Consider the following 26,641-nt stretch of genomic DNA (forward strand, 5'->3'; position numbering starts at 1 on the left):
GATGAGAGCCCACCCCGCAGGCCCGCTGCACGCCGGCCTCACCCCCGCCCCCGAGTCCGCAGGCCCGCGCCCGGAGTCGGCCGCCGAGCTGGACCACCTCGCCCCGGCCGTCTGGCCACGCAATGCCGAGCGCGGCGCCGACGGCGCCCTGCAGGTCGCCGGCGCGGACGTCCGCGACCTCGCCGAACGGCACGGAACTCCGCTGTTCGTGCTCGACGAGGACGACTTCCGGACCCGGTGCGCAGAGTTCGCCGCCGCGTTCGGCGCGTCCTCGGTGCACTACGCGGCCAAGGCGTTCCTGTGCACCGAGATCGCCCGCTGGGTCGCGCAGGAGGGACTGTCGCTCGACGTCTGCTCCGGCGGCGAGCTCGCGGTCGCCCTGCGCGCGGACTTCCCGCCCGAGCGGATCGCGTTGCACGGCAACAACAAGTCGGTGGACGAGCTGGCCGCCGCGGTCGATGCCGGTGTCGGCGGGATCGTGCTCGACAGCTTCGACGAGATCGCCCGGCTGGAGGCCGTCGCCGCCGAGCGGGGCACGACGGCACGGGTGCTGATCCGGCTGACCGTCGGCGTCGAGGCGCACACCCACGAGTACATCGCCACTGCGCACGAGGACCAGAAGTTCGGCTTCTCGATCGCGCACACCGACACCAAGGACTCGCCGGCGCTGGAGGCCGCGCGCCGGGTGCTCGCCGCACGGCACCTGGATCTCGTCGGGCTGCACAGCCACATCGGCAGCCAGATCTTCGAGACCGAGGGATTCGAGGCGGCCGCCCGCCGGGTCGTGAAGGTCCTCGCCGACCTGCACGCCGAGCACGGCGCCGACAACCTCGCGGCGCTGCGCACCCTGGACCTGGGTGGCGGCATCGGCATCGCCTACCGCCCCGGCGAGGCCCCGCTGTCGATGCCGGCGCTGGCCGAGGAGCTGCGCGCCATCGTGAAGCGCGAGTGCGCCGCGTCCGGCCTGGACGTGCCGGCGATCGCGGTCGAGCCGGGCCGGGCCATCGCCGGGCCGGGCACCGTGACCCTCTACGAGGTCGGGACGATCAAGGACGTGCCGCTCGGTGGCTACTCGCGGCGCTACGTCAGCGTCGACGGCGGGATGAGCGACAACATCCGCACCTCGCTCTACGACGCCGAGTACGACGTCCGCCTGGTCTCGCGCGCGTCCGAGCGCGACTCGGTGTGGGTGGGGGACCGGCACGGCGACGAGCCGGTCCTGTCCCGGGTGGTGGGTAAGCACTGCGAGTCCGGTGACATCGTGGTGCGTGACTGCTGGCTCCCGGCCGACCTCGCGCCCGGTGACCTGCTGGCGGTCGCGGCCACCGGCGCCTACTGCTACGCGATGGCGTCGGGCTACAACCGGCTGCCGCGCCCCGCGGTCGTCGCGGTGCACGAGGGCGCCGACCGGACCCTGCTGCGTCGCGAGACACTGGAGGACCAGTTCCGGTTCGAGGTGTGAGCGCACACGCGCGCGACCGCCGGGTTCGGAGCCGGGTGAGAACGGCCACCCCGGCCTGCCCGGGACCGGCCTGACCAGGAATCATCGGCGCCCGCTGGGTCGGGTGCTGTACGCGAGGAGGGCTTGTGGCGAGGGGTGAGGGCTCCCAGAATTCTGCTGCCGTCCGGGTGGCACTGCTGGGCTGCGGCACCGTCGGCACCGAGGTGGTCCGCCTGATCACCGAGCAAGCCGGCGAGCTGACCGCCCGGATCGGTGCCCCGGTGGAGCTGACGGGTGTCGCCGTCCGGCGGCCGCACAAGCATCCGTGGCTGACCGAGAACTTCGGCGAGCTGGTCACCACCGACGCCGCCGAACTGGTGGCGCGCGACGACGTCGACGTCGTCGTCGAGGTGATCGGCGGCATCGAACCGGTCCGCAGCTGGCTGCTGGAGGCGCTGAAGTCCGGCAAGTCGGTGGTGACGGCGAACAAGGCGCTGCTGGCCGAGGACGGCCCGACGCTGGCCGAGGCCGCGGACGCCTCCGGCGCCGACCTCTACTACGAGGCCGCGGTGGCCGGCGCGATCCCGCTGCTGCGTCCGCTGCGGGAGTCCCTCGCGGGCGACCGGATCACCCGGGTCGCCGGGATCGTCAACGGCACCTCCAACTTCATCCTCTCCGCGATGTCCTCCGGCGGGACCTCCTACGCCGACGCGTTGGAGGAGGCCACCCGGCTCGGTTACGCCGAAGCGGACCCGAGCGCCGACGTCGACGGCTACGACGCCGCGGCCAAGGCCGCCATCCTGGCCACCCTGGCGTTCCACACCCGGATCACCGCGTCCGACGTGCACCGCGAGGGCATGCGCGAGGTCAGCTCCGCGGAGGTCACGGCCGCCCGCAGGCTCGGCTGCACGATCAAGCTGCTGGCCATCTGCGAGCGCGTGGTCGACGCGGGCGGCGAGGAGTCGGTGTCGGCGCGGGTCTACCCCGCGATGGTTCCCGACTCGCACCCGCTGGCGGGTGTGGACGGCGCGTTCAACGCGGTGTTCGTCGAGGCGGAGGCCGCCGGACAGCTGATGTTCTACGGCCAGGGCGCCGGTGGGGCGCCGACCGCGTCCGCGGTGCTCGGCGACCTCGTCGCCGTTGCCCGCAACCGGGTCGGCGGCGGCCGCGGTCCGCGCGAGTCGGCGTACGCGAGCCTGCCGGTGCGCCCCATCGGCGAGGTGCCGACCCGCTACCACGTCGACCTGGAGGTCGCCGACCGCGAGGGCGTGCTGGCCGGGATCGCCGGCGAGTTCGCCCGGCACGGCGTCTCGATCGCCGCCGTGCGGCAGACCGGCGGGGTGAACGGGGCCGTCGACGGCGACTCCGGCCAGGCGCGGCTGACGGTCGTCACGCACTCGGCGCCGGAGGCCGCGCTGTCGGCCACGGTGGCCGCGCTGCTCGATCTCGACCACGTCCTCGGCGTGGCGGGCGTGCTGCGGGTGGAAGGTCTGGGCCGCACGGTGAGCGCGCTCGGCATGGGCGAATGAGTTCTCGAACCACAGGAGGCGTCCGGCGATGACCGGCAGCGTGCAGAACGTCCGGGGACCGGCCGCCGGAGGCCGTGGCCTCGCGACGCAGGCGGCGGGCGCGGTGGCGCCACCGCCGCCGGGACACTGGCCCGGGGTCATCGAGGCGTACCGGGACCGGATGCCCGTGCGGCCGGACTGGACGGTGGTGACGCTCGGCGAGGGCGGCACCCCGTTGCTGCCCGCCCCGCGGCTGTCCGAGCGCACCGGGTGCCAGGTCTACCTGAAGGTCGACGGCGCCAACCCGACCGGATCCTTCAAGGACCGCGGGATGACGATGGCGGTCACCGCCGCGCTGGCCGAGGGCAAGCAGAGCGTGCTGTGCGCCTCCACCGGCAACACCTCGGCGTCCGCGGCCGCGTACGCGACCCGCGCCGGGATGACCTGTGCGGTGCTCGTCCCGAGCGGCAAGATCGCGCTCGGCAAGCTCGCCCAGGCCGTCGCGCACGGGGCCAGCATCCTGCAGATCGACGGCAACTTCGACGACTGCCTGGAGCTGGCCCGCAAGACGACCGCCGACTACCCGGCGATCGCGCTGGTCAACTCGGTGAACCCGACCCGGATCGCCGGGCAGGCCTCGGCCGCCTACGAGATCTGCGACCAGCTCGGGCGGGCCCCGGACATCCACTGCCTGCCGGTCGGCAACGCAGGCAACATCACCGCGTACTGGCAGGGCTACCGCGGCTACCACGCCGACGGGCTGATCGCCGGGCTGCCGCGGATGTTCGGTTTCCAGGCCGCCGGTGCCGCCCCGCTGGTGCACGGTGCGCCGGTGACGGAGCCGGAGACGATCGCGACCGCGATCCGGATCGGCGCCCCCGCGTCCTGGAAGGGCGCCACCACCGCCCGTGACGAGTCCGGCGGGCGCTTCGCCGCCGTCACCGACGACGAGATCCTCGCCGCCTACCGGATGCTCTCGGCCGACGAGGGCGTGTTCGTCGAGCCGGCGTCGGCGTCCAGCGTGGCCGGCCTGCTCCAGTCGCGCGCCGACGGCTCGCTGCCCGAGGGCTCGCTGGTGGTCTGCACGGTGACCGGGCACGGGCTGAAGGACCCGGACACCGCCCTGCTCACCGCGCCGGAACCGGAGATCGTGCCGATCGACCCCGGCGCCGTCGCCTCGGCTCTCGAGCTGGTCTGATGGGTCGCCCCACGCGCGTGCGGCTCCGCGTCCCGGGGTCCACCGCGAACCTCGGGCCGGGGTTCGACTGCCTCGGCATGGCGCTCGGGTTGTACGACGAGATCGACGTCGAGGTGTACGACACGCCCGGGCTGTTCGTCGATGTGGCGGGGGAGGGCGCGCGGTTCGTCCCCCGTGACGAGCGGCACCTCGTGATGCGCGCGATGCGGCAGGCGTTCGAGGTGTTCGGCGGCGCCGACGGTGCACCGCAAGGGGTGCGTCTGCGCTGCACCAACGCGGTGCCGCACTCGCGTGGGCTGGGCAGCTCGGCGGCGGCCGCCGTCGCCGGGGTGACCGCGGCCGCGGTGCTCACCGGTCGTGAGGCCGGCCTGGAGCGTGACGCGTTGCTGCAGCTCTCGGCCGGGATGGAGGGCCACGCCGACAACGCCGCGGCCAGCCTGTTCGGCGGGTTCGTGGTGGCGTGGGAGACCTCCGAGCGGACCGCGGGCGGGACCGCCATCTACGCGGGCGGTGGGCGCCGGTTCCACGCCGAACGGCTCGACGTGCACCCGGACGTGCACCCGGTCGCGTTCGTGGCCGGTGTCGAGTCGTCCACCAAGACCACCCGCGGACTGCTGCCCGACCAGGTCCCGCTGCCCGACGCCGCCTTCACCGGCAGCCGCTGCGCGCTCGCGGTGCTCGCGATGACCCGGCGCCCGGACCTGCTGCTGGCCGCGACCGAGGACCGGTTGCACCAGCCGTACCGGCGACCGGCGTATCCGGCGTCGTTGCGGCTGGTCGAGAAGCTGCGTGAGCGCGGGGTGCCTGCGGCGATCTCCGGTGCCGGGCCGACGGTGCTGGCACTGACCTCGGACGGCGAGGTGCCGGCCGATGTGGACACCGAGGGCTTCACGGTGCTGCCGCTGCCGGTGGACACCGAGGGCGTGCGGGTGGAGATCCTCTGACCACCGCGAACGGCCCGTGCGCCTGCCGAACGTGAGAAATGCGACCACACGCGACGGCGCGCCGGGGGTGGGGTGTTGTTGCCGCCGGAGGGCGATGCGTCTAGTCTCGCCCCTGCATGGCGATCCACGCGACATCGGCGTAGTCTTGCGGCCGGGCCCGCTCGCCCGATCTCCTTTTCTGACTGGACTCGGAATCCCGAACGGGCGGCCTGACTCCCGCGACGTCGTCGTGGGGAATCCATCTGTGAATGCTGCCGGTGCGGGTTCTCCGTACCGGTCGAGCGTGTGACATCCCCTGACCTGGACAGGACAACCGGGTCGGTCAGGAAGGAACTCTGTGAGCGAGACCGATCTCGCCGGTACCGGGACCGCATCGAGCGAGGCGGCGCCCCGTCGTCGCGGCGGCCTGTCCGGCATGGTGCTGGCCGAGCTGCGACAGCTGGCCACCGAGCTGAACGTCCCGGACATCTCCGGCATGCGTAAGGGAGACCTGATCGCTGCGATCAAGGAGCGTCAGGGCGGCGCGGCCACCCCGGCGCGGAAGCCGAAGGCGAAGACCGGGTCCGACGACGCCGGCGCGTCGCAGCTCCCCCTCGGGGAAGCGCCGGCCGAGACCTCGAACGGCACCAACGGTGCTGCTCCGGTCTCCGCCGGGAACGCCGGCAAGGCGGCGGCCCCCACCGCCGACGCCGGCCAGACCGAGGCTCCCGCCCCCCGCACCCGCCGCCGTCGCGCGGCCAGCCGCCCGGCCGGTGCGCCGGGCAGCTCGGCCGAGGCCGCATCCCCGGCCGAACCGGCCGCCCAGGCCGCTCCGGCCTCCCAGGCTGCTCCGGCTGCCGAGGCTGCTCCGGCTGCCGAGGCTGCTCCGCCCGCCCGGGTCGCTCCGGCCGCCCAGGCCGCTCCGGCCGCCGACACCGCTCCGCCTGCCCAGGCTGCTCCGGCTGCCGAGGCCGCCCCGGTCACCGAGGCCGCGAAGGCCCCGGCTGCGGCGAGTGCCCCGGCCGAGGAGAGCGCGCCCGCGGCGGCGCCGGCGAAGCGTGGCCGCCCGGTGAAGACGGACGAGGCGCCCTCCGGCGACGACCGCGGAGGCGACCGGAACGAGGACGGTGCCGACACCGGCGGCCGTCGCGGCCGGGCCCGCCGTCGTGGTGGCCCGGGTGACGACGCCGCTCAGAAGGACGTCGCGCCGAAGGACGCCCCCCAGAGGGACGCTCCGCAGAAGGACGTCCCGCAGAAGGACACCCCGCAGCGGGACGCCGGCCAGAAGGACGCCCAGTCCGACTCGGGCATCGAGGACGGCCGCGGCGGCAACGACACCGGTCGGGGCGGTCGCAACCGCAACGACAGCGTGGGTAACCGCGGTGGCGACAACGCCGGTGGCCGCACCGACAACGCCGGCGGCCGCACCGACAACGGCGGTGGCCGCAGCGACAACGCGGGCAACCGCGGTGGCGACAACGGCGGTAGCGACAACGGCCGTGGCGGCAACGACCGCAACGACAACGGCCGCGGCGGTCGCAACCGCCCGGTCGAGGACACCGACGGCGGGCGGAACAACCGCAACAACAGCCGCATGGGCCCCGACGACGACGGTGACGACGACGGCCGCGGCCGCCGGGGTCGCCGGTTCCGCGACCGGCGTCGTGGCCGTGAGCGCGAGCGCCCCGGTAGCAGCGGCGGTGGCGGCGGCAACGTCGACACCGAGATCCGCGACGACGACGTCCTGCTGCCGGTCGCCGGCATCGTCGACATCCTGGACAACTACGCGTTCGTGCGGACCACCGGCTACCTGTCCGGCCCGACCGACGTCTACGTCTCGATGTCGATGGTGCGCAAGAACGGCCTGCGCCGCGGTGACGCCATCACCGGTGCGGTCCGCCAGCCCCGCGAGGGCGAGCAGCAGCGGCAGAAGTTCAACCCGCTGGTCCGGGTCGACACCATCAACGGCCGGGACCCCGAGGCCGCGCGCCAGCGGCCGGACTTCACCAAGCTGACCCCGCTCTACCCGAACGAGCGGCTCCGCCTCGAGACCGAGCCGACCCAGCTCACCACCCGGGTCATCGACCTGGTGATGCCGGTCGGCAAGGGCCAGCGTGCGCTGATCGTGTCCCCGCCGAAGGCGGGCAAGACCACGATCATGCAGAACATCGCGAACGCGATCACGGTGAACAACCCCGAGTGCCACCTGATGGTCGTCCTCGTCGACGAGCGTCCGGAGGAGGTCACCGACATGCAGCGGTCGGTGAAGGGCGAGGTCATCGCCTCGACCTTCGACCGCCCGCCGTCGGACCACACCACGGTCGCCGAGCTCTCCATCGAGCGGGCGAAGCGCCTGGTCGAGATGGGGCACGACGTCGTCGTCCTGCTGGACAACATCACCCGCCTCGGCCGCGCCTACAACCTGGCCGCGCCGGCGTCGGGCCGGATCCTGTCCGGTGGTGTCGACTCGACCGCGCTGTACCCGCCGAAGCGTTTCCTGGGTGCCGCGCGCAACATCGAGGACGGCGGCTCGCTGACGATCTTCGCGACGGCACTGGTCGAGACCGGGTCCACGATGGACACGGTGATCTTCGAGGAGTTCAAGGGCACCGGCAACGCCGAGCTCAAGCTCGACCGCAAGATCGCCGACAAGCGGATCTTCCCGGCCATCGACATCGGCGACAGCGGCACCCGTAAGGAAGAGCTGCTGATGTCGCCGGACGAGCACGCGGTGATGGTCAAGCTCCGCCGCGTCCTCTCCGCGCTGGACGACCAGCAGGCGATCGACCTGGTGCTCGACCGGCTCAAGAAGTCCAAGACCAACATCGAGTTCCTCATGCAGGTCGCGAAGAACGCGCCCGGCAAGGAAGAGGACTGAGGCCCGGCGGTCGAGGGCCGAAGCAGCAGCACTGAGGGTCAGCAGTATCAGGTCGTAGTTACGCGCCGCTCGGGTCCCGGTGGGAATTCCACCGGGGCCCGGGTGGTTCAATGGAGCGTCAGCTTCCCGGCTCCGGTTCACCCGCAGCTCAGATCGCGGGACCCGGCGGCCATCGAGAGGAGAAATCCCATGCGTGAGGGCGTTCACCCCCAGTACGTCGACACCCAGGTCACCTGCGGTTGCGGCAACAAGTTCAGCACCCGCAGCACCAAGTCGAGCGGTGCGATCACCGTCGAGGTCTGCTCCGCCTGCCACCCGTTCTACACCGGCAAGCAGAAGATCCTGGACTCCGGCGGCCGCGTGGCCCGCTTCGAGGCCCGCTACGGGAAGCGCCGGCCCGCCGGCAAGTAGCAACCTCCAGCGGCGCTCGTCCCCTCACCCCGGTGAGGAGGCGGGCGCCGTTTCGCGTTCGGCACGACGCCCCGGAAGAACGGACGCCATGGCAGCCACCCCAGCCCCCGCAGCCCGGTCGGTCGACTCGCTGCTCGACGAGCACGCCGAGCTGGAACGTCGTCTCGCCGACCCGGAGGTGCTCGCCGACCAGACCCAGGCACGGAAGCTGGGCCGCCGCTACGCCCGGCTCGGCCCGCTCGTGGCCTGCGCGAACGAGCTGGCCCAGGCCCGCGAGGACCGCGACGCCGCCCGCGAGCTCGCGTACGAGGACCGGTCCTTCGCTGCCGAGGCGGACGCACTCGACGGACGCATCGTCGAGCTCGAGACCGTGCTCGCCGAGCTGATGGTGCCCCGCGACCCGCACGACGGCGACGACATCCTGATGGAGGTCAAGTCCGGCGAGGGCGGTGAGGAGTCCGCACTGTTCGCCGGCGACCTCGTCCGGATGTACACGCGCTACGCCGACTCCCGCGGCTGGAAGGTCGAGGTGCTCGGCTCCACCCCGTCGGACCTGGGTGGCTTCAAGGACATCACGCTGTCCGTGCGGTCGGCGTCGGCGGCGGACCCGGCAGGGGGTGCGTGGGCGTCGCTGAAGTTCGAGGGCGGCGTGCACCGGGTGCAGCGGGTCCCGGTCACCGAGTCGCAGGGCCGCATCCACACCTCCGCGGCCGGCGTGTTGGTGTTCCCGGACGCCGAGGAGACCCCGGACGTCGAGATCGACGACAAGGACCTCCGGGTCGACGTGTTCCGCGCCTCCGGGCACGGTGGGCAGAGCGTCAACACCACCGACTCCGCGGTCCGGATCACCCACCTGCCCAGCGGCATCGTCGTGAGCTGCCAGAACGAGCGCTCCCAGCTGCAGAACAAGGCCCGCGCGATGGACGTGCTGCGCGCCCGGCTGCAGGCGAAGGCCGAGGCCGAGGCCGCCGCCGAGGCGTCGGAGCAGCGTCGCTCGCAGGTGCGCACCGTCGACCGCTCCGAGCGGATCCGGACCTACAACTTCCCGGAGAACCGGATCTCCGACCACCGTGTCGGATTCAAGGCCCACAACCTGTCGTCGGTGCTGGACGGCGATCTGGCCGACGTCGTCGCGGCACTCACCGCCGCCGAGCGCGCCGAGGCGATGGCGGGGGAGAGCAGGGGCACGTGATCCCCCGCCCGGGTGGTCTGCCGGTCACGTCACGTGCGATGTGGTCGACCAGCGGCTCCGGGACCGGCGACACTGGTGTCGTGACCTGGAGCGTCCCGTGAGCCGGCTCCCGCTGCGGGTGGCGATCGCGGAGGCGGAGCGGACCCTGGCCGCGGCCGGCGTCGCGTCCCCGCGGGTGGACGCCGAGCTCCTCGCCGCGCACGTGCTCGGTTCGAGCCGGTCGACGCTGCTGATGACCCCCCTCGTCGACCCCGACGTCGTCGAGGCGCTGACCGTGCTCGTGAAGCGTCGTGCGACCCGGGAACCGTTGCAGCACATCCTCGGCACCGCCGTCCTCGGTCCGGTCGAGGTGGCCGTGGGGCCCGGGGTGTTCACGCCCCGGCCGGAGACCGAGCTGCTGCTGGAATGGGGCCTCGGGGCGATCGCGGACGTCCGCCGTCCGGTCGTGCTGGACCTGTGCACCGGCTCGGGGGCGCTGGCGCTCGCGTTCGCGGTCTCCCGTCCGGACGCCACGGTGCACGCCCTCGAGGCCGACCCGGTCGCCGTGTCGTGGACCCGCCGCAACATCGCCGCGCACACCGACGGCGGCGGGCGGCCGGTGATCCTGCACGTCGCGGACGTCCGCTGGCCCGACCTGCTGGTCGAGCTCGAGGCCCGGGTCGACCTGGTCGTCTGCAACCCACCCTACGTCCCGGACGGCACCGCGGTACCGCCCGAGGTGGAGCGCTGGGACCCGCCCGGAGCGGTGTTCGGCGGGCCGGACGGCACCGAGATCATCCAGTCCGTCGTCCGCGGTGCGACCGGTTGGCTGCGGCACGGCGGGGCGCTGGGGATCGAGCACGACGACACCCACGGTGACTCGGTGCCCGCGCTGCTGCGCCGCAGGCGCACCCTCGCCGAGGTGACCGAGCACCGGGACCTGACCGGCCGCCCCCGGTTCGTGACCGCGCGCCGGGTGCCCTGCCCCTGAGGACCGTGAGCTGAACCTCGACGGGGGAGCCGGTCCGGGCCCGGTTCGCGACGGTCGTATCCTCGCGAACCGTGAGCGTCCCGAATGCGGCACCGTCGCAGCAGCTGTTCGACTGCAATGTCCCGGCCGAACGGCAGCGCGGCCTGACCGCCGCGGCCCGCGCCGTCCGGGGCGGGGATCTGGTGGTGCTGCCGACCGACACCGTCTACGGGATCGGCTGCGACGCCTTCAGCGGCACCGCGGTGCGCAGCCTGCTCACCGCCAAGCGGCGCGGGCCGGACATGCCGGTCGGGGTACTCGTGGGGTCCTGGACGACGATCGACGGCCTGGTCACCAGTGTCCCGCAGTCGGCCCGGGCGCTGATCGAGGCGTTCTGGCCGGGCGAGGTGTCGCTGGTGCTCGAGCACGCGCCGTCGCTGGCCTGGGATCTGGGCAGCACCCGCGGCACGGTGATGCTGCGGATGCCGCTGCACCCGGTCGCCCTGGAGCTGCTGCGCGAGGTCGGCCCGATGGCCGTGTCCAGCGCGAACACCTCGGGCAACCCGCCGGCGTCGAACGTCAGTCAGGCGATCACCCAGCTGGCCGGCAATGTCGGGGTCTATCTCGATGGCGGCCCGTCCGGGGACCCGGTGGCGTCCACGATCGTGGACCTGACCGGGGCCCGGCCCCGGATGCTCCGCGAGGGCGGGGTGACGGCCGAGCAGATCGAGGAGGTCGCGGGCCAGGAGGTCGACCGGGCATGATCCGAGGTGTGACCGCTTCGTCAGGGGCACAGCCAGGGGCGACCGGTGCGGGTAACCTCTCCGGGCGTGAGTGAGCAGACCTTCTGGGGCCCGGATTTCTCCGCACTGCAGCAGCAGGATCCCGAGATCGCGGGAGTCGTGCTGGACGAGTTGGACCGCCTTCGCGGCGGTCTCCAGCTCATCGCGAGCGAGAACCTGACCAGCCCGGCGGTGCTGGCGGCGCTCGGTTCGACCCTGTCCAACAAGTACGCCGAGGGCTACCCCGGCCGCCGGTACTACGGCGGCTGCGGTGTGGTCGACCAGGCCGAGAACATCGGCAACGCGCGCGCCAAGGAGCTGTTCGGCGCCGAGCACGTCAACCTGCAGCCGCACTCCGGCGCGAGCGCGAACCTCGCCGCCTACGCCGCCTTCGCCAAGCCGGGCGACACCGTGCTGGCCATGGACCTGAAGCAGGGCGGCCACCTGACGCACGGCAGCAAGGTCAACTTCTCCGGCATGTGGTTCAACGCGGTGTCCTACCTGGTCCGTGAGGACACCGAGGTCATCGACTACGACCAGGTCCGCGACCTGGCGAAGCAGCACCAGCCGAAGATCATCATCGCGGGTGCGACCGCGTACCCGCGGCTGATCGACTTCAAGATCTTCCGCGAGATCGCCGACGAGGTCGGTGCCAAGCTGATGGTCGACGCCGCGCACTTCATCGGCCTGGTCGCCGGACAGGCGATCCCGTCGCCGGTGCCCTACGCCGACGTCGTCACCGCCACCACGCACAAGGTCCTGCGCGGCCCGCGTGGCGGCATGGTGCTGTGCCGCGAGGAGCACGCGAAGGCCATCGACAAGGCGGTCTTCCCGTTCTCGCAGGGTGGCCCGCTGATGCACGCCGTCGCTGCCAAGGCCGTCGCGATGAAGGAGGCCGCACAGCCGCAGTACCAGGACTACGCCCGCCAGGTCGTCGCGAACGCGCAGGCGCTCGCCAAGAGCCTCGAGACCGAGGGCATGCGGGCCGTCTCCGGTGGCACCGACACCCACCTCGCGCTGCTGGACCTGCGGCCGATCGGCGTGACCGGCAGCGAGGCCGAGACCCGGTGCGACCGGGCGGGCATCACGCTGAACAAGAACGCCATCCCGTACGACCCGGCCCCGCCGATGAAGCCGTCCGGCATCCGGGTCGGCTCCCCGAGCGTCACCACCCAGGGGATGACCGAGGCGGACATGTCCGAGGTCGGTGCCCTGCTGGCCCGCGCGGTCAAGGCGGAGCACGACACCCCGGCCGGTGACGCCGAGCTGCGTGCCGTCGCCGAGGCGGTCACCGCGCTCGTCGGGAAGGCGCCCGCCTACCCTCGGGGCTGACCCGATAGCGCGAGCGATCCGGAGAGGCCTACCCGACGTGCCGGTGGACCAGCTGAGCAGCGGACTCCCGATTCGGGAGTTCCTGCTGGTCGGGTTGGTCTCCGCCGCGGTCACGCTGCTGCTGACCGGACCGGTCCGGATGCTCGCGCTCAAGGCAGGCGCCGTCGCCTGGCCGCGGGGGCGGGACGTGCACGTCACCCCGACCCCGCGGTGGGGCGGCCTCGCGATGTTCGGCGGGGTGCTCGCCGGGCTGGTGCTGGCCCTGCAGCTGCCGGCGCTACGGCTGGCGTACTTCGAGGGCAGCACCGAGGTGATCGGGGTCGTCGTCGCCACGGCCCTGCTGGTCGGGGTTGGGCTGCTCGACGACCGCTACGACCTCGACGCGATCACCAAGTTCGCCGCCCAGGTGACGGCCGGTGGCCTGCTGGTGCTCTACGGCGTCCAGTGGGTGGCGGTCTGGATCCCGCTGGGCGGCGGCGGGACCGGCATCTCCGGCTCCTACCTGCTGCTGGGCCAGGGGCAGGCGGTGCTGCTGACCGTGCTGCTCACCGTCGGCCTGGTCAACGCGATGAACTTCGTCGACGGCCTGGACGGGCTCGCCGCCGGCATCGGGATGATCACCACGCTGGCCACCGCGGTCTTCTGCATCGGACTGATCCAGGACAACGGCAACGACCCGGCCGCCTTCACCCCCGCGCTGATCGCCGTCGTGCTCGCCGGGGCGTGCCTGGGTTTCCTGCCGCACAACTTCAACCCGGCCCGGATCTTCATGGGAGACACCGGCTCGATGATGGTCGGGGTGATGCTCTCGGCGGCCATCACCAGCGCGTCGGGACGGCTCAACGTGTCCGACGCCGTCGGCCCCGGCGACACCCTCGCCCTGATCGCCCCGGTGATCGTGCTCATCGGGATCGTGTTCATCCCGGTGCTGGACCTGCTGCTCGCGATCGTCCGCCGGACGCGGGCCGGCACCAGCCCGTTCAGCCCGGACAAGATGCACCTGCACCACCGGCTGCTCCAGGTCGGGCACAGCCACCGGCGCGCGGTGCTGCTGGCCTACCTCTGGGTCGCGGTGATCGCGTTCGGGGCGGTGGCGCTGGCCCTCGTCCCGCAGACCTGGCTCGTGCTGACCGCGACCGGGGTCGCGCTGCTCGTCGCGTTCGTGGCCTCCGCGGTGCCGCACCGGTCCCGGGTCCGGGCCGCGGCCGCCGCCACGCCGGCCGCCGCCACGCCGGTGGCCTCGGCCGACGACGACGTCCCGGCGGGCGGGCCGGACTCCTCCGCCCCGGGTGCGGGGACGGTGCCCGACCGTCCGCGGTCCGACGGCGCCGCCGTACACCGCGCTCCGGACGGACTGCCCTGGTCGTCCGCGCAGCGCCCGACGGACCGGCACGAGGTCCCGCGGCCGCCGGCCCGGCCCGACGGGGCGCAGGGCACCGGACCTGGCTCGTGGGGACGGCGCCCGGTCCCGTCGGCTCCCGACGAGCCCGGGATCGGGCCGCGGCCCGGGCGGCGGGGCGCACCATCGGCACCGCCGCATCGGTTCGACGAGACACCGGTGCCGGGCGTCGGTGCGCCGCCCCGATCCGGGGAGCAGCCCGCCCCGGGGAACGGCGTGCCGCCGCACCGACGTGGTCCGGTCGTGCCGCCGGCGGGCCCGGGGAACCGGCCGCCCCGGGTGGGCGGGGCTGCTGATCCCGGCTCCGGTCCCGCTCCCGGCCCCGGCCCTGCTCCCGCTCCTGCTCCCGGCCCCGCTCCCGCTCCCGGCCCTGCTCCCGGCCACGGGCCTGCTGCCGATCCCGGCCACGGGCTTGGCGCGTCAGGGCCCCCGCTGCCCCCGCCGCCGCCCGGCGTGACCCTGCCGGAACGCGCGGCCGGCCCGGCGGGGCCGAGCAGGCCTCATGAGAACGGAACCGTCGCGCCGGCTACCGGCGCCCGCGCTCGGCCGGACGGTTCCCTGTGCCCGGACGTACACCCTGCACCGCCCGCCCGGCCGGGTGGCAGCGAGCAGCCGACCGTCCCGACCCCGACGCGGACCCGCCGCGATCCACGGGACGGTTCGGGCGCCTGATCGCCGCGGGTCGTAGCGCCGGCATCCCTCTGCTCGCGTCGCCATGTCGCCGCGTGCGGTGTTGCCGGATGCGGCGTGCCGCGGGCGCGTGCCAGGTGCGGCGTACCGCGGGCGCGTGCTGGGGGCGGCGTCGCCCGGTGCCGGTGCCACGTTGCTGAGTGTCGGTGCTGCGTTGCCGGTTGCTGCGTTGCCGGTGCCGGTGCCGGTGCCGGTGCCGCGTTGACCCGTGCCGAGTGCCGAGTGCCGCGTGCCGCGTGCCGCGTGCCGCGTGCCGCGTGCCGCGTGCCGCGTGCCGCGTGCCGCGTGCCGCGTGCCGCGTGCCGCGTGCCGCGTGCCGCGTGCCGCGTGCGGCGTTGCCGGGTCCCGGGTCCCGGGTCCCGGGTCCCGGGTCTCGGTGCTGCGTTCCGCGGAACGCGGAAGCCCGCTCGCCGTCGGGCACTGCGAGCGGGGCTGGGCCACCTGCGCCGTCGATCACCACGATGCCGCCCCACCGAGGGCGTGATCGTGCGTCTTACCAGGGGCGGGCGAACGTGACCCCCGTTGCAGCGGGGACACCTGGCGCGGAAGCTGTCGGGGTGCGGACACCGGGTGATCACCGGTTGAGGAGCGCAGCGAACGGCACGCGAACGCTGCACTCCACGACCGGCGATCATGAGAAGCGTTCGCCGCATCTGAGGCCTCCTGCATCGGCGACGAGTCGGTTCCCCAGCCCGGCCCCGAGCCCACGAGCTGGGCCGGGCGTCGACCTCGAAACACCTCGCGCGGGATGGTGATCGACGAGCTGGCGTTGCGCGAGCCCACGAACAGCGGCCCCCTTCTGCTCTGCGTACCTGGGGCCGCCCACCGGTGTGTGGCTGCATCGCCGGTAGCAGCGACCATCCGGAACAGGCGCGACTCGCCGCCGGTGACGCTGCGGTCGTGCGTGATCCGGAACTGCAGGCACTGGCCGGCGCGCTCGACGAGGGCGACGAATCCCTTGCCCGAGCACGCGAACCTCAGGCGCCGAGATCCGCGGCGAACGCGGGCAGCAGGACGAGGTGCTTGCTCGGCCACCGGGCGCCCAGCACGGCGAGCACCGGCGCCCCGACGACGACGCCGGACCGCCGCACGGCGCCCACACGTCCAGGCATTCGTCGTGCTCGTCGGCGCGACGCCGACCGAGGCGCGCCGATGCGGGTGCAGAGAGCAGGGCCCGGCGTCCGGTCGGCGAGGATGCTCAGCCGACGTCCCCAGCGGGGCACGCACCCGGGTCGCCCCAGCAGGCCGGCCCGCCCCAGCCGGCCGACTCCACCACGCCCGGACAGCAGTGATCACCGGTTGTGGAGTGCGGCGTACGCACAGCGAGCGCTGCACTCCACAACCGGTGATCACGAGGGCGTTCCTGCGTACCGGCGTCACCGGCTCCACGGCGCGCGGATACCGTGGAGGTGCGCGTCCCGGCAGGTGGGACGGGCCGTGATCGGGGAAGGACGGGCGAACCGTGTGGCGATGGGACCGGTGGGGGACGGTGGACTACGACGGTCCCGCCGTCGGTCAGGCGCAGGTGATCCGGCGGCTCTCGGGCTCGATGGCGCGCGGGGCCGCGCTGGTCGGCGGCCTGACCTCGCTGGTCTGCGTCGGCGTCGCGACGGTGCTGCAGGGTCTCCCCGGGCTCTACGGCTCCGGGCTCGGCGGTCTGCTCGCGACCGGGTCCGCGCTGCTCACCCCGGCGCTGATGCTCCGCACGACCCACCTCGAGCCGGGCTCTGTGATGCTGGCCTCATTCGGCGGACTGGCGACCAAGGCGATCGTCCTGTTGATCGCCCTGTTCACCGTCGGGGACGCCACGGCGCTCCACCGCACCTCGCTGGCCGTCACGCTGCTCGCCGTGTTCGTCGCGACGACCGCGGCGGAGGCCTGGGCCGGGAGCAAACTGAAGATCCTGATCGGGTCCGAGCCGGGTTCGTCGAGCGCCTGACCTGCGGAATAACGACCGATTTGCCCGGTTCGCCGGCCTGTCCCGGCCGGGACCGTGCCGGGGCGCAGTCGTCCCTCACGCGCGGTGCGGGCAACCGTTCACAGGTTGTCGGCCACGTGTTACCGGCCGGTTCGCCAACGGTACGATCAAGATCGTTTCATGACGTGAAGGTGCAGGTGAGCTGCGTGCCAGGCCCCGACATCATGTAGAAGTACGGCTGATAGCATCACGCGCCGTAGGCGATGTGGGTGACTTCCGGTGTTTCGACCCGGGTGCCCGGAAACACATCGCGCCACGAGGCACCTTGCAGGCGATCCCCCGTTTCGCGTGTACGCGGGACGGGAGCACCGGAAGGACCCCCATTGGGTACGTTCGTACTGGCGGCCGAGGAGTTCACGCCCCCCGGCCAGGGACTCTTCAACTACCCACCGATCTTCGGCGACGTCACGAAGCCGATGGTGCTGGCCGTGCTGTCCCTGGTCATCGTCGCCGCGGTGTTCACCCTGGGAACCCGGAAGCTGGCGATCGTCCCCGGCAAGGGCCAGTTCGCGCTTGAGTCCTTCTACAACATCCCGCGCAACAGCATGGCGCGCGACCAGATCGGCTCCGCGGACTTCAAGCGGTTCATCCCGCTGATCCTGGGGTTGTTCAGCTTCATCCTGGTCAACAACCTGTTCGCGATCGTCCCGGTGATCCAGTTCCCGACGATGTCGCGGATCGGCTTCCCGATCGCGCTGGCGCTGTTCGTCTATGTCTTCTACCACTACGCCGGGTTCAAGAAGCACGGCTTCGCCGGCTACATCAAGCACGCCGCGCTGCCGCCGGGCGTGCCGATGTTCATCGCACCGCTGATCATCGTCATCGAGATCGCGCAGAAGTTCCTGGTCCAGCCGCTCTCGCTGGCACTGCGTGTGTTCGCGGCGATGTTCGCCGGCCACCTGATCATCGCGCTGACCGCGGTCGCCGCGGAGTTCATGCTCTTCGCGGGTGGGGCCCTGGTCGTACCGGCACCGTTCGTGTTCGTCGCCGGTATCGCGTTCACGTTCCTGGAGGCTCTGATTCAGGTCATCCAGGCCTACGTCTTCGCGCTGCTGGCGGCCGTCTACATCGGCGCGGCGATCGCGGAGGACCACTAGACACCGGCGTGTGAGCGCCGATCCGATCCGCCGGCTCGTCCGGCCCGACTCACCGAACGACCCGCACCACGCGGACCCGACGGAAGGAAACCGAAGTGAGCGACACCACCACCCAGGTGCTGGCCCAGGCCGCCGACATCAACCCCGGCCTCGCGGCCATCGGCTTCGGCGCCAGCGCCATCGGCGCCGGCATCGGCGTCGGCCTGATCTGGTCGGCCGTCATCAGCGGCACCGCCCGCCAGCCGGAGGCCCGCGGCCAGCTCATGGGTATCGGCTGGACCACCTTCGTGCTCGCCGAGCTCGTCATGCTGATCGGCCTGGTGCTGTTCTTCATCGCCGGCGGCTGATCAACTCCATGCCGGTCCCCACGCCGGCGGCCACGTCAGGGAAGGACACACGGTGGAACTGATTCTCGCCGCCGAAGAACCGCTGCCGATCATCCCGCTCCCGTCCGAGCTGGTCCTCGGGATCGTCGCGTTCGCGATTCTGCTCTTCGTGCTCTGGAAGTTCGCGGTTCCGCGCTTCGAGCAGATGTACGAGGAGCGGACCGACGCCATCGAGGGCGGTCTGAAGCGTGCTCAGGAGACCCAGGAGCAGGCGGACCGGCTGAAGAGGGAGTACGAGGAGCAGCTGGCAGGCCTGCGGGCCGAGGCGGCGCGCATCCGCGACGACGCCCGTGCCGAGGGCCAGCAGATCAAGGCCGAGCTGCGCGAGGAGGCCGAGCAGGAGGCCGCCCGGATCAAGGCCCGTGGCGACGAGCAGGTCGTCGCGGCCCGCGACGCGGCGCAGCGCGCCCTGCGTGGCGAGGTGGGTGGCCTCTCGGTGCAGCTCGCCGAGCGTCTGCTGCGCGAGCAGCTCGCCGACGACTCGCGTCGCTCCGCGACGATCGACTCGTTCCTCGGTGAGCTCGACCAGCAGGGCGCGACTGCACGGAGCGGGGCGAACTGATGGCGAAGGTCCTGCAGCCCGCATCCCGGGACGCGCTCGCCGCGCTGACCGAGCGGCTGGACGCCCACGTCGACGGTGCGTCGGCCCGGGACCTGACCACCACCACGGACGAGCTGTTCGCGGTGGCCCGGTTCCTGGACGGCGAGCGCGGGATCCAGCGTCTGCTGGCCGACGCCTCCTCCCCGGAGGAGGGCCGGGCGGACCTGGTCCGCAGGCTCTTCGGACAGCAGCTCTCGGCGTCGACCGTGGACCTGGTCGTCGAGCTGGCGCGCAAGCGCTGGTCGAAGACCCGGGACGTGGTCACCGGTGCCGAGGTACTGGCCCGACAGGCCGCGGTCGCGGTCGCCGAGAAGACCGGGTCGCTCGACGAGGTCGAGGACCAGCTCTTCCGGTTCGGCCGCATCCTCGCTCGTGAGCCCGAGCTCAACAGCACGCTCGCCGACACCGCCACTCCGGTGGAGGGTCGCGTCCAGCTGCTGGACGGCATCCTCGGTGACCGGGTCTACCCGGTGACCGCCACGCTGCTGCGCGAGTCGGTGCGGCTGCCCCGCGGCCGGCACCTGGACGTCGTCGCCGAGGAGCTCGCCGAGCTCGCGGCGGCCCGCCGGGACCGGTCGGTGGCGAAGGTGCGCACGCCCGTCGCGCTGACTCCCGACCAGGAGTCGAAGCTCGCCGAATCCCTGGGCCGTATGTACGGCCGCAAGATCTCCCTGCAGGTCGAGCTCGACCGGAACCTCCTCGGAGGACTGGTCGTGCAGGTCGGCGGCGAGGTCATCGACGGCAGCGTGGCGGGCAGACTCGCCGCCGCGCGCCGGTCCCTGCCCAGCTGACCTGCTTCAGACCCGCGGCGCCGGACCCGGCGGCACGATCTGAAGACCCCCCGTTCGAGAGAAGGAACGACGCAGCCATGACAGAGCTGACGATCTCCTCCGAGGAGATCCGGAGTGCGATCTCCAGCTACGTCTCGTCGCTGGAGAGCGGCACGTCCCGCCGCGAGGTCGGGACCGTGTCCGACACCGGTGACGGCATCGCCCACATCAAGGGCCTGCCCTCGGCCATGACCAACGAGCTGCTCGAGTTCGACGGCGGCGTCCGCGGCGTCGCGCTGAACCTCGAGCAGAACGAGATCGGCGCCGTCGTCCTCGGCGACTACACCGGTATCGAGGAGGGACAGCAGGTCACCCGTACCGGCGAGGTCCTCTCGGTGCCGGTCGGCGAGGGCTACCTGGGCCGGGTCGTCGACCCGCTGGGGGCCCCGATCGACGGTCTCGGCGACATCGAGACCGACTCGCGCCGCGTGCTCGAGCTGCAGGCCGCTTCGGTGATGGAGCGCCAGTCGGTGAGCGAGCCGCTGCAGACCGGCATCAAGGCGATCGACGCCATGACGCCGATCGGCCGCGGCCAGCGCCAGTTGATCATCGGCGACCGCAAGACCGGCAAGACCGCGGTCTGCGTCGACACGATCATCAACCAGAAGGAGAACTGGGACTCCGGCGACCCGACGAAGCAGGTTCGCTGCATCTACGTCGCCGTCGGCCAGAAGGGCTCCACGATCGCCGGTGTCCGGCAGTCCCTCGAGGACGCCGGTGCGCTGGAGTACACGACGATCGTCGCCGCCCCGGCGTCCGACCCGGCCGGCTACAAGTGGCTCGCCCCCTACACCGGCTCGGCCATCGGCCAGCACTGGATGTACCAGGGCAAGCACGTCCTGATCGTCTTCGACGACCTCTCCAAGCAGGCCGAGGCCTACCGCGCGATCTCGCTGCTGCTGCGCCGCCCGCCGGGCCGTGAGGCGTACCCGGGCGACGTCTTCTACTTGCACTCGCGGCTGCTGGAGCGTTGCGCGAAGCTGTCCGACGAGCTCGGTGCGGGGTCGATGACCGGTCTGCCGATCATCGAGACCAAGGCGAACGACGTGTCGGCCTACATTCCGACCAACGTCATCTCCATCACCGACGGCCAGGTCTTCCTCGAGTCCGACCTGTTCAACCAGGGTGTCCGGCCGGCGATCAACGTCGGTATCTCGGTCTCCCGGGTCGGTGGTGACGCCCAGGTCAAGGCGATGAAGAAGGTTTCCGGCTCGCTGCGTCTGGACCTGTCGCAGTTCCGTGAGCTGGAGGCGTTCGCCGCCTTCGGTTCCGACCTCGACGCCGCGTCGGCCGCCGCGCTGGGCCGTGGTGAGCGCCTGGTCGAGCTGCTGAAGCAGTCCCAGTACTCGCCGGTCGCGGTGCAGGACCAGGTCGTCTCGATCTGGCTGGGCACCTCGGGCAAGCTCGACTCGGTGCCGGTCGCCGACATCCAGCGCTTCGAGGCCGAGTTCCGCGACTACGCCCGCCGGCACGCCTCGGGTCCGCTGAACGAGATCGTCGACACCGGGAAGCTCTCGGACGACGCGACCGAGACGCTGACCAAGGCCGTGGACACCTTCAAGAAGGACGAGTTCACCGCTGCTGACGGTTCCTCGGTCGTCCCGAACGAGCGGCCCGCGGAGGCCCTCGACGAGGACGATGTCGAGCAGGAGACCGTCACGGTCAACAAGAAGAACTGAGGCTGATACCCGATGGCGGCACAGATTCGGGTGCTTCGCCGGCGTATCCGGTCGACGCAGTCAATCAAGAAGATCACCCGCTCCCAGGAGCTGATCGCGACCTCACGGATCGCGAAGGCCCGGGCGCGGGTGGACGAGGCGCGTCCCTACGCCGAGCTGATGACGAGCACGCTCTCCGAGCTCGCCTCCAACTCGGCGCTGGACCACCCGTTGCTCGTCGAGCGTGAGGAGCCCAAGCGCGCCGCGGTGCTGGTCGTGACCAGTGACCGCGGCCAGTGCGGCGGCTACAACGCCAACGTGCTCAAGGAGGCGGAGCAGCTGCAGTCGCTGCTGCGCGAGCAGGGCAAGGAACCGGTTCTGTACGTGATCGGCCGCAAGGGCGTCTCGTACTACCGGTTCCGCAACCGCGAGATCGCCCGGTCCTGGACGGGGTTCTCCGAGCAGCCCGGTTACGAGCACGCGGCCGAGGCGGCCAGGACGCTCGTGGACTCCTTCATGGCGGGCGTGGACGACGCCGACGGTGATGCCGACGGCGTGCAGGGTGTGGACGAGCTGCACCTGGTGTACACGAGCTTCAAGAACATGATCACGCAGGTTCCGCAGGCACGGCGGATGGCGCCCCTGGAGGTCGAGTACTCCGGCGGGATCTCCGCGGCGGCCGATCCGGCTGACGACGACGACGCGCAGGAGAACTACCCGGCGCAGACGGAGACCAAGGGTCTCCAGTCGTTGTACGAGTTCGAGCCGGACCCGGACACGCTGTTCGACGCGCTGCTGCCGAAGTACATCGGGGCCCGGCTCTACGCCGCCCTGCTGGAGTCGGCGGCGTCGGAGTCGGCGAACCGGCAGCGGGCGATGAAGGCCGCGACCGACAACGCCAACGACCTGATCCGTAGCCTGACCCTGGAGGCCAACCAGGCACGTCAGGCGCAGATCACTCAGGAGATCAGCGAGATCGTCGGTGGTGTCGACGCCCTCGCGAGCGCAGGAAGTGAGAGCTGATGACCGCAACCGCCGATACTTCGGCCACTGGCACGATCACCGGGCGCGTCGTCCAGGTGACCGGTCCGGTCGTCGACGTCGAGTTCCCGCGTGACCAGGTCCCGGACCTGTACAACGCGCTGACGCTGGAGGTGGACCTCTCCGGGGACCACCGCAAGCTGACCCTGGAGATCGCTCAGCACCTGGGTGACAACCTGGTCCGCGCGATCTCCATGCAGCCGACCGACGGCGTGGTCCGCGGCCAGGAGGTCACCGACCTCGGCCGTCCGATCTCGGTGCCGGTGGGCGACCAGGTCAAGGGGCACGTGTTCAACGCGCTCGGCGACTGCCTGGACGACCCGAGCGTCCAGTTCACCGGTGACCTGCGGTCGATCCACCAGAAGGCCCCGCGGTTCGACCAGCTCGAGGGCCGGACCGAGATGCTGGAGACCGGCATCAAGGTCCTCGACCTGATGACCCCGTACGTGGTCGGCGGCAAGATCGGCCTGTTCGGCGGCGCCGGCGTCGGCAAGACCGTGCTGATCCAGGAGATGATCCAGCGGGTCGCGCTGAACTTCGGTGGCACCTCGGTGTTCGCCGGTGTCGGCGAGCGGACCCGTGAGGGCAACGACCTCATCACGGAGATGACCGAGTCGGGCGTCATGAAGAACACCGCCCTGGTGTTCGGCCAGATGGACGAGCCGCCCGGCACCCGTATGCGGGTCGCGCTGTCCGCGCTCACCATGGCGGAGTACTTCCGGGACGTGCAGGACCAGGACGTTCTGCTGTTCATCGACAACATCTTCCGGTTCACCCAGGCCGGCCAGGAGGTCTCCACCCTGCTGGGCCGGATGCCGTCCGCGGTGGGCTACCAGCCCACCCTGGCCGACGAGATGGGCGAGCTGCAGGAGCGGATCACCTCGACCCGTGGCCGGTCGATCACCTCGATGCAGGCGATCTACGTCCCCGCGGACGACTACACCGACCCGGCTCCGGCGACCACGTTCGCCCACCTGGACGCGACCACCGAGCTCTCCCGGCCGATCTCCCAGAAGGGGATCTACCCGGCGGTGGACCCGCTGACCTCGACCTCCCGGATCCTCGACCCGCAGTACGTGGGCGAGGAGCACTTCCGGGTCGCCAACGAGGTCAAGCGGATCCTCCAGAAGTACAACGACCTGCAGGACATCATCGCGATCCTCGGTATCGACGAGCTGTCCGAGGAGGACAAGCAGCTGGTCGGCCGGGCGCGGCGGATCGAGCGCTTCCTGTCGCAGAACCTGCTGGTCGCCGAGCAGTTCACCGGCTCGCCGGGCTCGACGGTTCCGCTGAAGGAGACCATCGAGGCGTTCGACAAGATCGCCAAGGGCGAGTTCGACGACGTGCCCGAGCAGGCGTTCTTCCTCTGCGGTGGTCTCGACGACCTGGAGAAGAACCGCAAGAGGCTCGAGGGCTGAGCGAGCTTGCGGAGCGAACGGACAGCGGAGGCTCACGATGCCTGCTGAGATGACGGTCGAACTCGTGTCGGTGGAACGCCGGCTGTGGTCGGGCGAGGCACGGTTCGTGCTCGCGCGGACCACCGTCGGTGAGGTCGGCATCCTGCCCGGCCACCAGCCGATGCTGGCTCAGATGGAGGAGGCCGGGGTCGTCCGTATCGACTCGACCGACGGGGAGAAGCGCACCATCGCGGTGCACGGCGGCTTCCTGTCGGTGTCGGCCGAGCGGGTGTCCATTCTGGCCGAGTTCGCCGAGCAGTCCGACGAGATCGACGTGGAGCGGGCCCGCCGGGCACGCGACAGCGCCGACGACTCCGAGGACGGCAAGGCGGCGAAGGCTCGTGCCGAGGTGCGCCTGCGGGCGGCCGAGGCCAACTAGGCGGAGGGCCGGCACGGTAGTGGAACTCATCGCGGCGATCGTCGGAGTTCTGCTGCTGTGTCTGGTCGCGCCCCTGATCTGGCTCGCCGTACGGCGGGTGCGACTGATGCGAGGCGGCGGTGTGGACCTGTGTCTGCGCCGCCGTTTTGCTGTCACGGACTGGCATTTCGGGGTGGGCCGGTACGAGGGGGAGCAGTTCGGCTGGTACCGCCTGACCAGCCTGCGGATCCGGGCCACCGTGGTACTGGACCGCGCGGACCTGGAGATCGTGGAGCGACGCCCGCCGCACCGGTCGGAGGAGTTCGCGATCCCGATGGCGATCGAGGTGCTCCGCTGCCGCGGTCGCGACGCCTGGGGCCGGGGGATCGACGTCGAGCTCGCGATGGCGAAGGACGTCCGTACCGGCTTCCTGGCCTGGCTGGAGGCCACGCCACCGGGCCGGCACGGTTACCGCGAGGCCTCGTAACGGACGTGGTTCAGGCGCCCCCCGGGACGGGAGGTGCCTGTCGTGTTCTCAGGCGGTGCCGCCCCCCGGCGCACCGTGCGGACCGCCCGGCTGCCACAGGACGTCACCGTCGGGGTTCGCGATCCGGCCCAGGATGAACAGCAGGTCGGACAGCCGGTTGAGATACCGCGCCGTCAGCGGGTTGGTGTACTCCGCGTCGGCCTCGAGCAGCGCCCACACCGACCGTTCGGCGCGCCGGGTGACGGTCCGGGCGACGTGCAGGTACGCGCCCCCCGGTGTCCCGCCGGGCAGGATGAACGAGTGGAGCTTCGGCAGCTCCGGGTTGAACTCGTCGCACCAGTTCTCGAGCCGCGTCACGTACCCCTCGGTGACCCGCAGCGGCGGGTACTCCGGGTTCTCGACGATCGGTGTGCAGAGATCCGCGCCGACGTCGAACAGGTCGTTCTGGATCTGCCGCAGCGGGTCGACGACCCGCTCGGACAGCCCGCCCACCGTCACCGCGACACCGATCGCGGCGTTCGCCTCGTCGGTGTCGGCGTAGGCCGCCAGCCGCGCGTCGGTCTTGCGGACCCGGCTGAAGTCGCCGAGTGCCGTCGTACCGTCGTCGCCGGTCTTCGTATAGATCCGCGTCAGGTGAACAGCCACTCCGACAGGCTATGCGGCCCGGGACACGACGACCAGACGGTGTACTGCGCCGTACGGCTCAACCCGTTCCGGCAGCTCGGGGTGTGGCAGTGGCCCCGGCACGGCCCGGTTACGGTTCCAGGCGTGGTGGAGCATTTCGCGGTCCGTGGCGGGGCCCGGCTGAGCGGGTCCGTCGACGTCATCGGGGCGAAGAACAGCGTGCTCAAGCTGATGGCCGCCTCGCTGCTGGCCGAGGGCCGGACGACGCTCGAGAACTGTCCCGAGATCCTGGACGTGCCGCTGATGGCCGACGTCCTGCGCAGCCTCGGGTGCACGGTGGCGATCGAGGGGGCGACCGTGCACATCGACGTGCCCGCCGAACCCGGCGCCGAGGCCGACTACCGCTCGGTGTCGAGGCTGCGGGCGTCGGTGTGCGTGCTCGGGCCGCTGGTGGCCCGCTGCAGGCGTGCGGTCGTCCCGCTGCCGGGTGGCGACGCGATCGGTTCCCGGCCGCTGGACATGCACCAGAACGGGCTGCGCAAGCTCGGTGCGACGACCGACATCGTGCACGGCAGCGTCACCGCCAGCGCGGGGGATCTGCACGGCGCGCAGATCTGGCTGGACTTCCCCAGCGTCGGCGCGACCGAGAACATCCTGATGGCCGCGGTCCTCGCCGAGGGCACCACGGTCATCGACAACGCCGCGCGCGAGCCCGAGATCGTCGACCTCTGCGTGATGCTGCAGCAGATGGGGGCGAAGCTGGAGGGCGTCGGGTCGTCCACGCTGACCGTGCACGGCGTCACCGGGCTGCAGCCGACCACGCACCGGGTGATCGGTGACCGGATCGTGGGCGCCACCTGGGCGTTCGCCGCGGCCATGACCCGGGGCGAGGTGACGGTCCGCGGCGTGGATCCGCACCACATCGACCTGGTACTGGACAAGCTGCGCAGCGCAGGCGCCGAGATCACGGTGGGCGAGCACGAGTTCTCGGTCGCGATGGCCGGGCGGCCGCAGGCGGTGGACTTCGTGACGTTGCCCTACCCCGGTTTCGCGACCGACCTGCAGCCGATGGCGATCGCGCTGTCCGCGGTGGCCGAGGGCACCTCGATGATCACCGAGAACGTCTTCGAGGCCCGGTTCCGGTTCGTCGACGAGATGATCCGTCTCGGGGCCGACGCTCGTACCGACGGCCACCACGCGGTCGTCCGGGGCCGCCCGGAGCTCTCCAGCGCGCCGGTGTGGGCCAGCGACATCCGGGCCGGTGCCGGGCTGGTGCTGGCCGGGCTCTGTGCGCGCGGCACCACCGAGGTCTGGGACGTCGCGCACATCGACCGGGGCTACCCGCGGTTCGTGGACAACCTCTCGGCGCTGGGCGCCGACATCCGCCGGGTCGCCGGCGAGCCCGAGCGGTAGCGGCGGCC

Annotated in this window: 24 protein-coding genes; 22 read left to right on the forward strand and 2 right to left on the reverse strand. The window is 72.0% G+C overall.

Annotated elements, in window-relative coordinates:
* The first annotated feature begins 1 nt into the window (after nucleotide 1).
* From lysA to JOF36_RS40780, 11 genes are all read left to right on the forward strand, one after another.
* Complete coding sequence (gene lysA / locus JOF36_RS08935) at nucleotides 2-1,462, forward strand: diaminopimelate decarboxylase (RefSeq protein WP_210026112.1); 1,461 nt, start codon at nucleotides 2-4, stop codon at nucleotides 1,460-1,462.
* 125 nt (nucleotides 1,463-1,587) lie between these two features.
* Nucleotides 1,588-2,970 carry a homoserine dehydrogenase gene (locus tag JOF36_RS08940; protein WP_210026113.1) on the forward strand — a complete coding sequence of 461 codons (1,383 nt, stop codon included), beginning with the start codon at nucleotides 1,588-1,590 and terminating at the stop codon, nucleotides 2,968-2,970.
* A gap of 28 nt (nucleotides 2,971-2,998) precedes the next feature.
* Nucleotides 2,999-4,147 carry a threonine synthase gene (gene thrC, locus JOF36_RS08945; protein WP_281071232.1) on the forward strand — a complete coding sequence of 383 codons (1,149 nt, stop codon included), beginning with the start codon at nucleotides 2,999-3,001 and terminating at the stop codon, nucleotides 4,145-4,147.
* On the forward strand, nucleotides 4,147-5,091 hold the full coding sequence (gene thrB, locus JOF36_RS08950) for a homoserine kinase (protein ID WP_210026114.1): 945 nt from the start codon (nucleotides 4,147-4,149) through the stop codon (nucleotides 5,089-5,091). The genes thrC and thrB overlap by 1 nt, the downstream gene beginning before the upstream one ends.
* Nucleotides 5,092-5,506: 415 nt before the next feature.
* The gene (gene rho, locus JOF36_RS08955; protein WP_210035300.1) at nucleotides 5,507-7,948 is read left to right on the forward strand and encodes a transcription termination factor Rho; all 2,442 of its coding nucleotides are present in this window, start codon (nucleotides 5,507-5,509) and stop codon (nucleotides 7,946-7,948) included.
* 189 nt (nucleotides 7,949-8,137) lie between these two features.
* Nucleotides 8,138-8,359, forward strand: a complete 222-nt coding sequence (rpmE, locus tag JOF36_RS08960) for a 50S ribosomal protein L31 (RefSeq protein ID WP_210026115.1) — start codon at nucleotides 8,138-8,140, stop codon at nucleotides 8,357-8,359.
* An 88-nt stretch (nucleotides 8,360-8,447) separates the two neighbouring features.
* Nucleotides 8,448-9,551: a peptide chain release factor 1 gene (prfA, locus tag JOF36_RS08965; RefSeq protein WP_210026116.1), complete on the forward strand. Its 1,104-nt coding sequence runs from the start codon at nucleotides 8,448-8,450 to the stop codon at nucleotides 9,549-9,551.
* A gap of 97 nt (nucleotides 9,552-9,648) precedes the next feature.
* Entirely contained in the window at nucleotides 9,649-10,521 is an 873-nt protein-coding gene (gene prmC / locus JOF36_RS08970) for a peptide chain release factor N(5)-glutamine methyltransferase (RefSeq protein WP_210026117.1), read from the forward strand.
* 71 nt (nucleotides 10,522-10,592) lie between these two features.
* On the forward strand, nucleotides 10,593-11,264 hold the full coding sequence (locus tag JOF36_RS08975) for an L-threonylcarbamoyladenylate synthase (protein ID WP_307862284.1): 672 nt from the start codon (nucleotides 10,593-10,595) through the stop codon (nucleotides 11,262-11,264).
* A gap of 66 nt (nucleotides 11,265-11,330) precedes the next feature.
* On the forward strand, nucleotides 11,331-12,614 hold the full coding sequence (gene glyA, locus JOF36_RS08980; RefSeq protein ID WP_210026118.1) for a serine hydroxymethyltransferase: 1,284 nt from the start codon (nucleotides 11,331-11,333) through the stop codon (nucleotides 12,612-12,614).
* Nucleotides 12,615-12,657: 43 nt separating this feature from the next.
* Nucleotides 12,658-14,685, forward strand: coding sequence for a glycosyltransferase family 4 protein (locus JOF36_RS40780; RefSeq protein ID WP_307862285.1), 2,028 nt, complete (start codon nucleotides 12,658-12,660; stop codon nucleotides 14,683-14,685).
* A gap of 995 nt (nucleotides 14,686-15,680) precedes the next feature.
* Here JOF36_RS40780 and JOF36_RS40015 read toward each other — a convergent pair.
* Nucleotides 15,681-15,815 (reverse strand): hypothetical protein, encoded by a 135-nt coding sequence (locus JOF36_RS40015; RefSeq protein WP_281071234.1) that lies wholly within the window; start codon nucleotides 15,813-15,815, stop codon nucleotides 15,681-15,683.
* Nucleotides 15,816-16,165: 350 nt separating this feature from the next.
* Between JOF36_RS40015 and JOF36_RS08990 the strand changes: the two genes are divergently transcribed.
* The 10 genes from JOF36_RS08990 (at nucleotide 16,166) to JOF36_RS09035 (ending at nucleotide 24,596) form a co-directional block, all read left to right on the forward strand.
* Nucleotides 16,166-16,642 carry a Cg1360 family ATP-synthase-associated protein gene (locus tag JOF36_RS08990; RefSeq protein ID WP_210026119.1) on the forward strand — a complete coding sequence of 159 codons (477 nt, stop codon included), beginning with the start codon at nucleotides 16,166-16,168 and terminating at the stop codon, nucleotides 16,640-16,642.
* A gap of 362 nt (nucleotides 16,643-17,004) precedes the next feature.
* Nucleotides 17,005-17,778: a F0F1 ATP synthase subunit A gene (atpB, locus tag JOF36_RS08995; RefSeq protein ID WP_210026121.1), complete on the forward strand. Its 774-nt coding sequence runs from the start codon at nucleotides 17,005-17,007 to the stop codon at nucleotides 17,776-17,778.
* A 95-nt stretch (nucleotides 17,779-17,873) separates the two neighbouring features.
* Complete coding sequence (locus JOF36_RS09000; RefSeq protein WP_210026123.1) at nucleotides 17,874-18,125, forward strand: ATP synthase F0 subunit C; 252 nt, start codon at nucleotides 17,874-17,876, stop codon at nucleotides 18,123-18,125.
* Between the two features lie 52 nt (nucleotides 18,126-18,177).
* Complete coding sequence (locus JOF36_RS09005; RefSeq protein WP_210026124.1) at nucleotides 18,178-18,726, forward strand: F0F1 ATP synthase subunit B; 549 nt, start codon at nucleotides 18,178-18,180, stop codon at nucleotides 18,724-18,726.
* Nucleotides 18,726-19,556, forward strand: a complete 831-nt coding sequence (locus JOF36_RS09010) for a F0F1 ATP synthase subunit delta (protein WP_210026125.1) — start codon at nucleotides 18,726-18,728, stop codon at nucleotides 19,554-19,556. The genes JOF36_RS09005 and JOF36_RS09010 overlap by 1 nt, the downstream gene beginning before the upstream one ends.
* A 77-nt stretch (nucleotides 19,557-19,633) precedes the next feature.
* Nucleotides 19,634-21,274 carry a F0F1 ATP synthase subunit alpha gene (atpA, locus tag JOF36_RS09015; RefSeq protein WP_210026126.1) on the forward strand — a complete coding sequence of 547 codons (1,641 nt, stop codon included), beginning with the start codon at nucleotides 19,634-19,636 and terminating at the stop codon, nucleotides 21,272-21,274.
* 12 nt (nucleotides 21,275-21,286) lie between these two features.
* On the forward strand, nucleotides 21,287-22,276 hold the full coding sequence (locus tag JOF36_RS09020; RefSeq protein WP_210026127.1) for a F0F1 ATP synthase subunit gamma: 990 nt from the start codon (nucleotides 21,287-21,289) through the stop codon (nucleotides 22,274-22,276).
* Nucleotides 22,276-23,712 carry a F0F1 ATP synthase subunit beta gene (gene atpD, locus JOF36_RS09025; RefSeq protein ID WP_210026128.1) on the forward strand — a complete coding sequence of 479 codons (1,437 nt, stop codon included), beginning with the start codon at nucleotides 22,276-22,278 and terminating at the stop codon, nucleotides 23,710-23,712. The genes JOF36_RS09020 and atpD overlap by 1 nt, the downstream gene beginning before the upstream one ends.
* Before the next feature lie 37 nt (nucleotides 23,713-23,749).
* A complete protein-coding gene (locus JOF36_RS09030; protein ID WP_245350735.1) occupies nucleotides 23,750-24,130 on the forward strand; it encodes a F0F1 ATP synthase subunit epsilon in 381 nt (126 codons plus the stop codon).
* A gap of 19 nt (nucleotides 24,131-24,149) precedes the next feature.
* On the forward strand, nucleotides 24,150-24,596 hold the full coding sequence (locus JOF36_RS09035) for a DUF2550 domain-containing protein (RefSeq protein WP_210026129.1): 447 nt from the start codon (nucleotides 24,150-24,152) through the stop codon (nucleotides 24,594-24,596).
* Between the two features lie 48 nt (nucleotides 24,597-24,644).
* On the opposite strand, the gene JOF36_RS09040 is transcribed toward JOF36_RS09035, so the two are convergent.
* A complete protein-coding gene (locus JOF36_RS09040; RefSeq protein WP_210026131.1) occupies nucleotides 24,645-25,241 on the reverse strand; it encodes a cob(I)yrinic acid a,c-diamide adenosyltransferase in 597 nt (198 codons plus the stop codon).
* Between the two features lie 123 nt (nucleotides 25,242-25,364).
* On the opposite strand from JOF36_RS09040, the gene murA reads away from it, so the two are divergent.
* Nucleotides 25,365-26,633, forward strand: coding sequence for a UDP-N-acetylglucosamine 1-carboxyvinyltransferase (gene murA, locus JOF36_RS09045; RefSeq protein ID WP_210026132.1), 1,269 nt, complete (start codon nucleotides 25,365-25,367; stop codon nucleotides 26,631-26,633).
* Nucleotides 26,634-26,641 lie beyond the last annotated feature (8 nt).

The sequence above is a fragment of the Pseudonocardia parietis genome (assembly GCF_017876315.1).
In the GTDB taxonomy this organism is placed as follows: Bacteria; Actinomycetota; Actinomycetes; order Mycobacteriales; family Pseudonocardiaceae; genus Pseudonocardia; species Pseudonocardia parietis.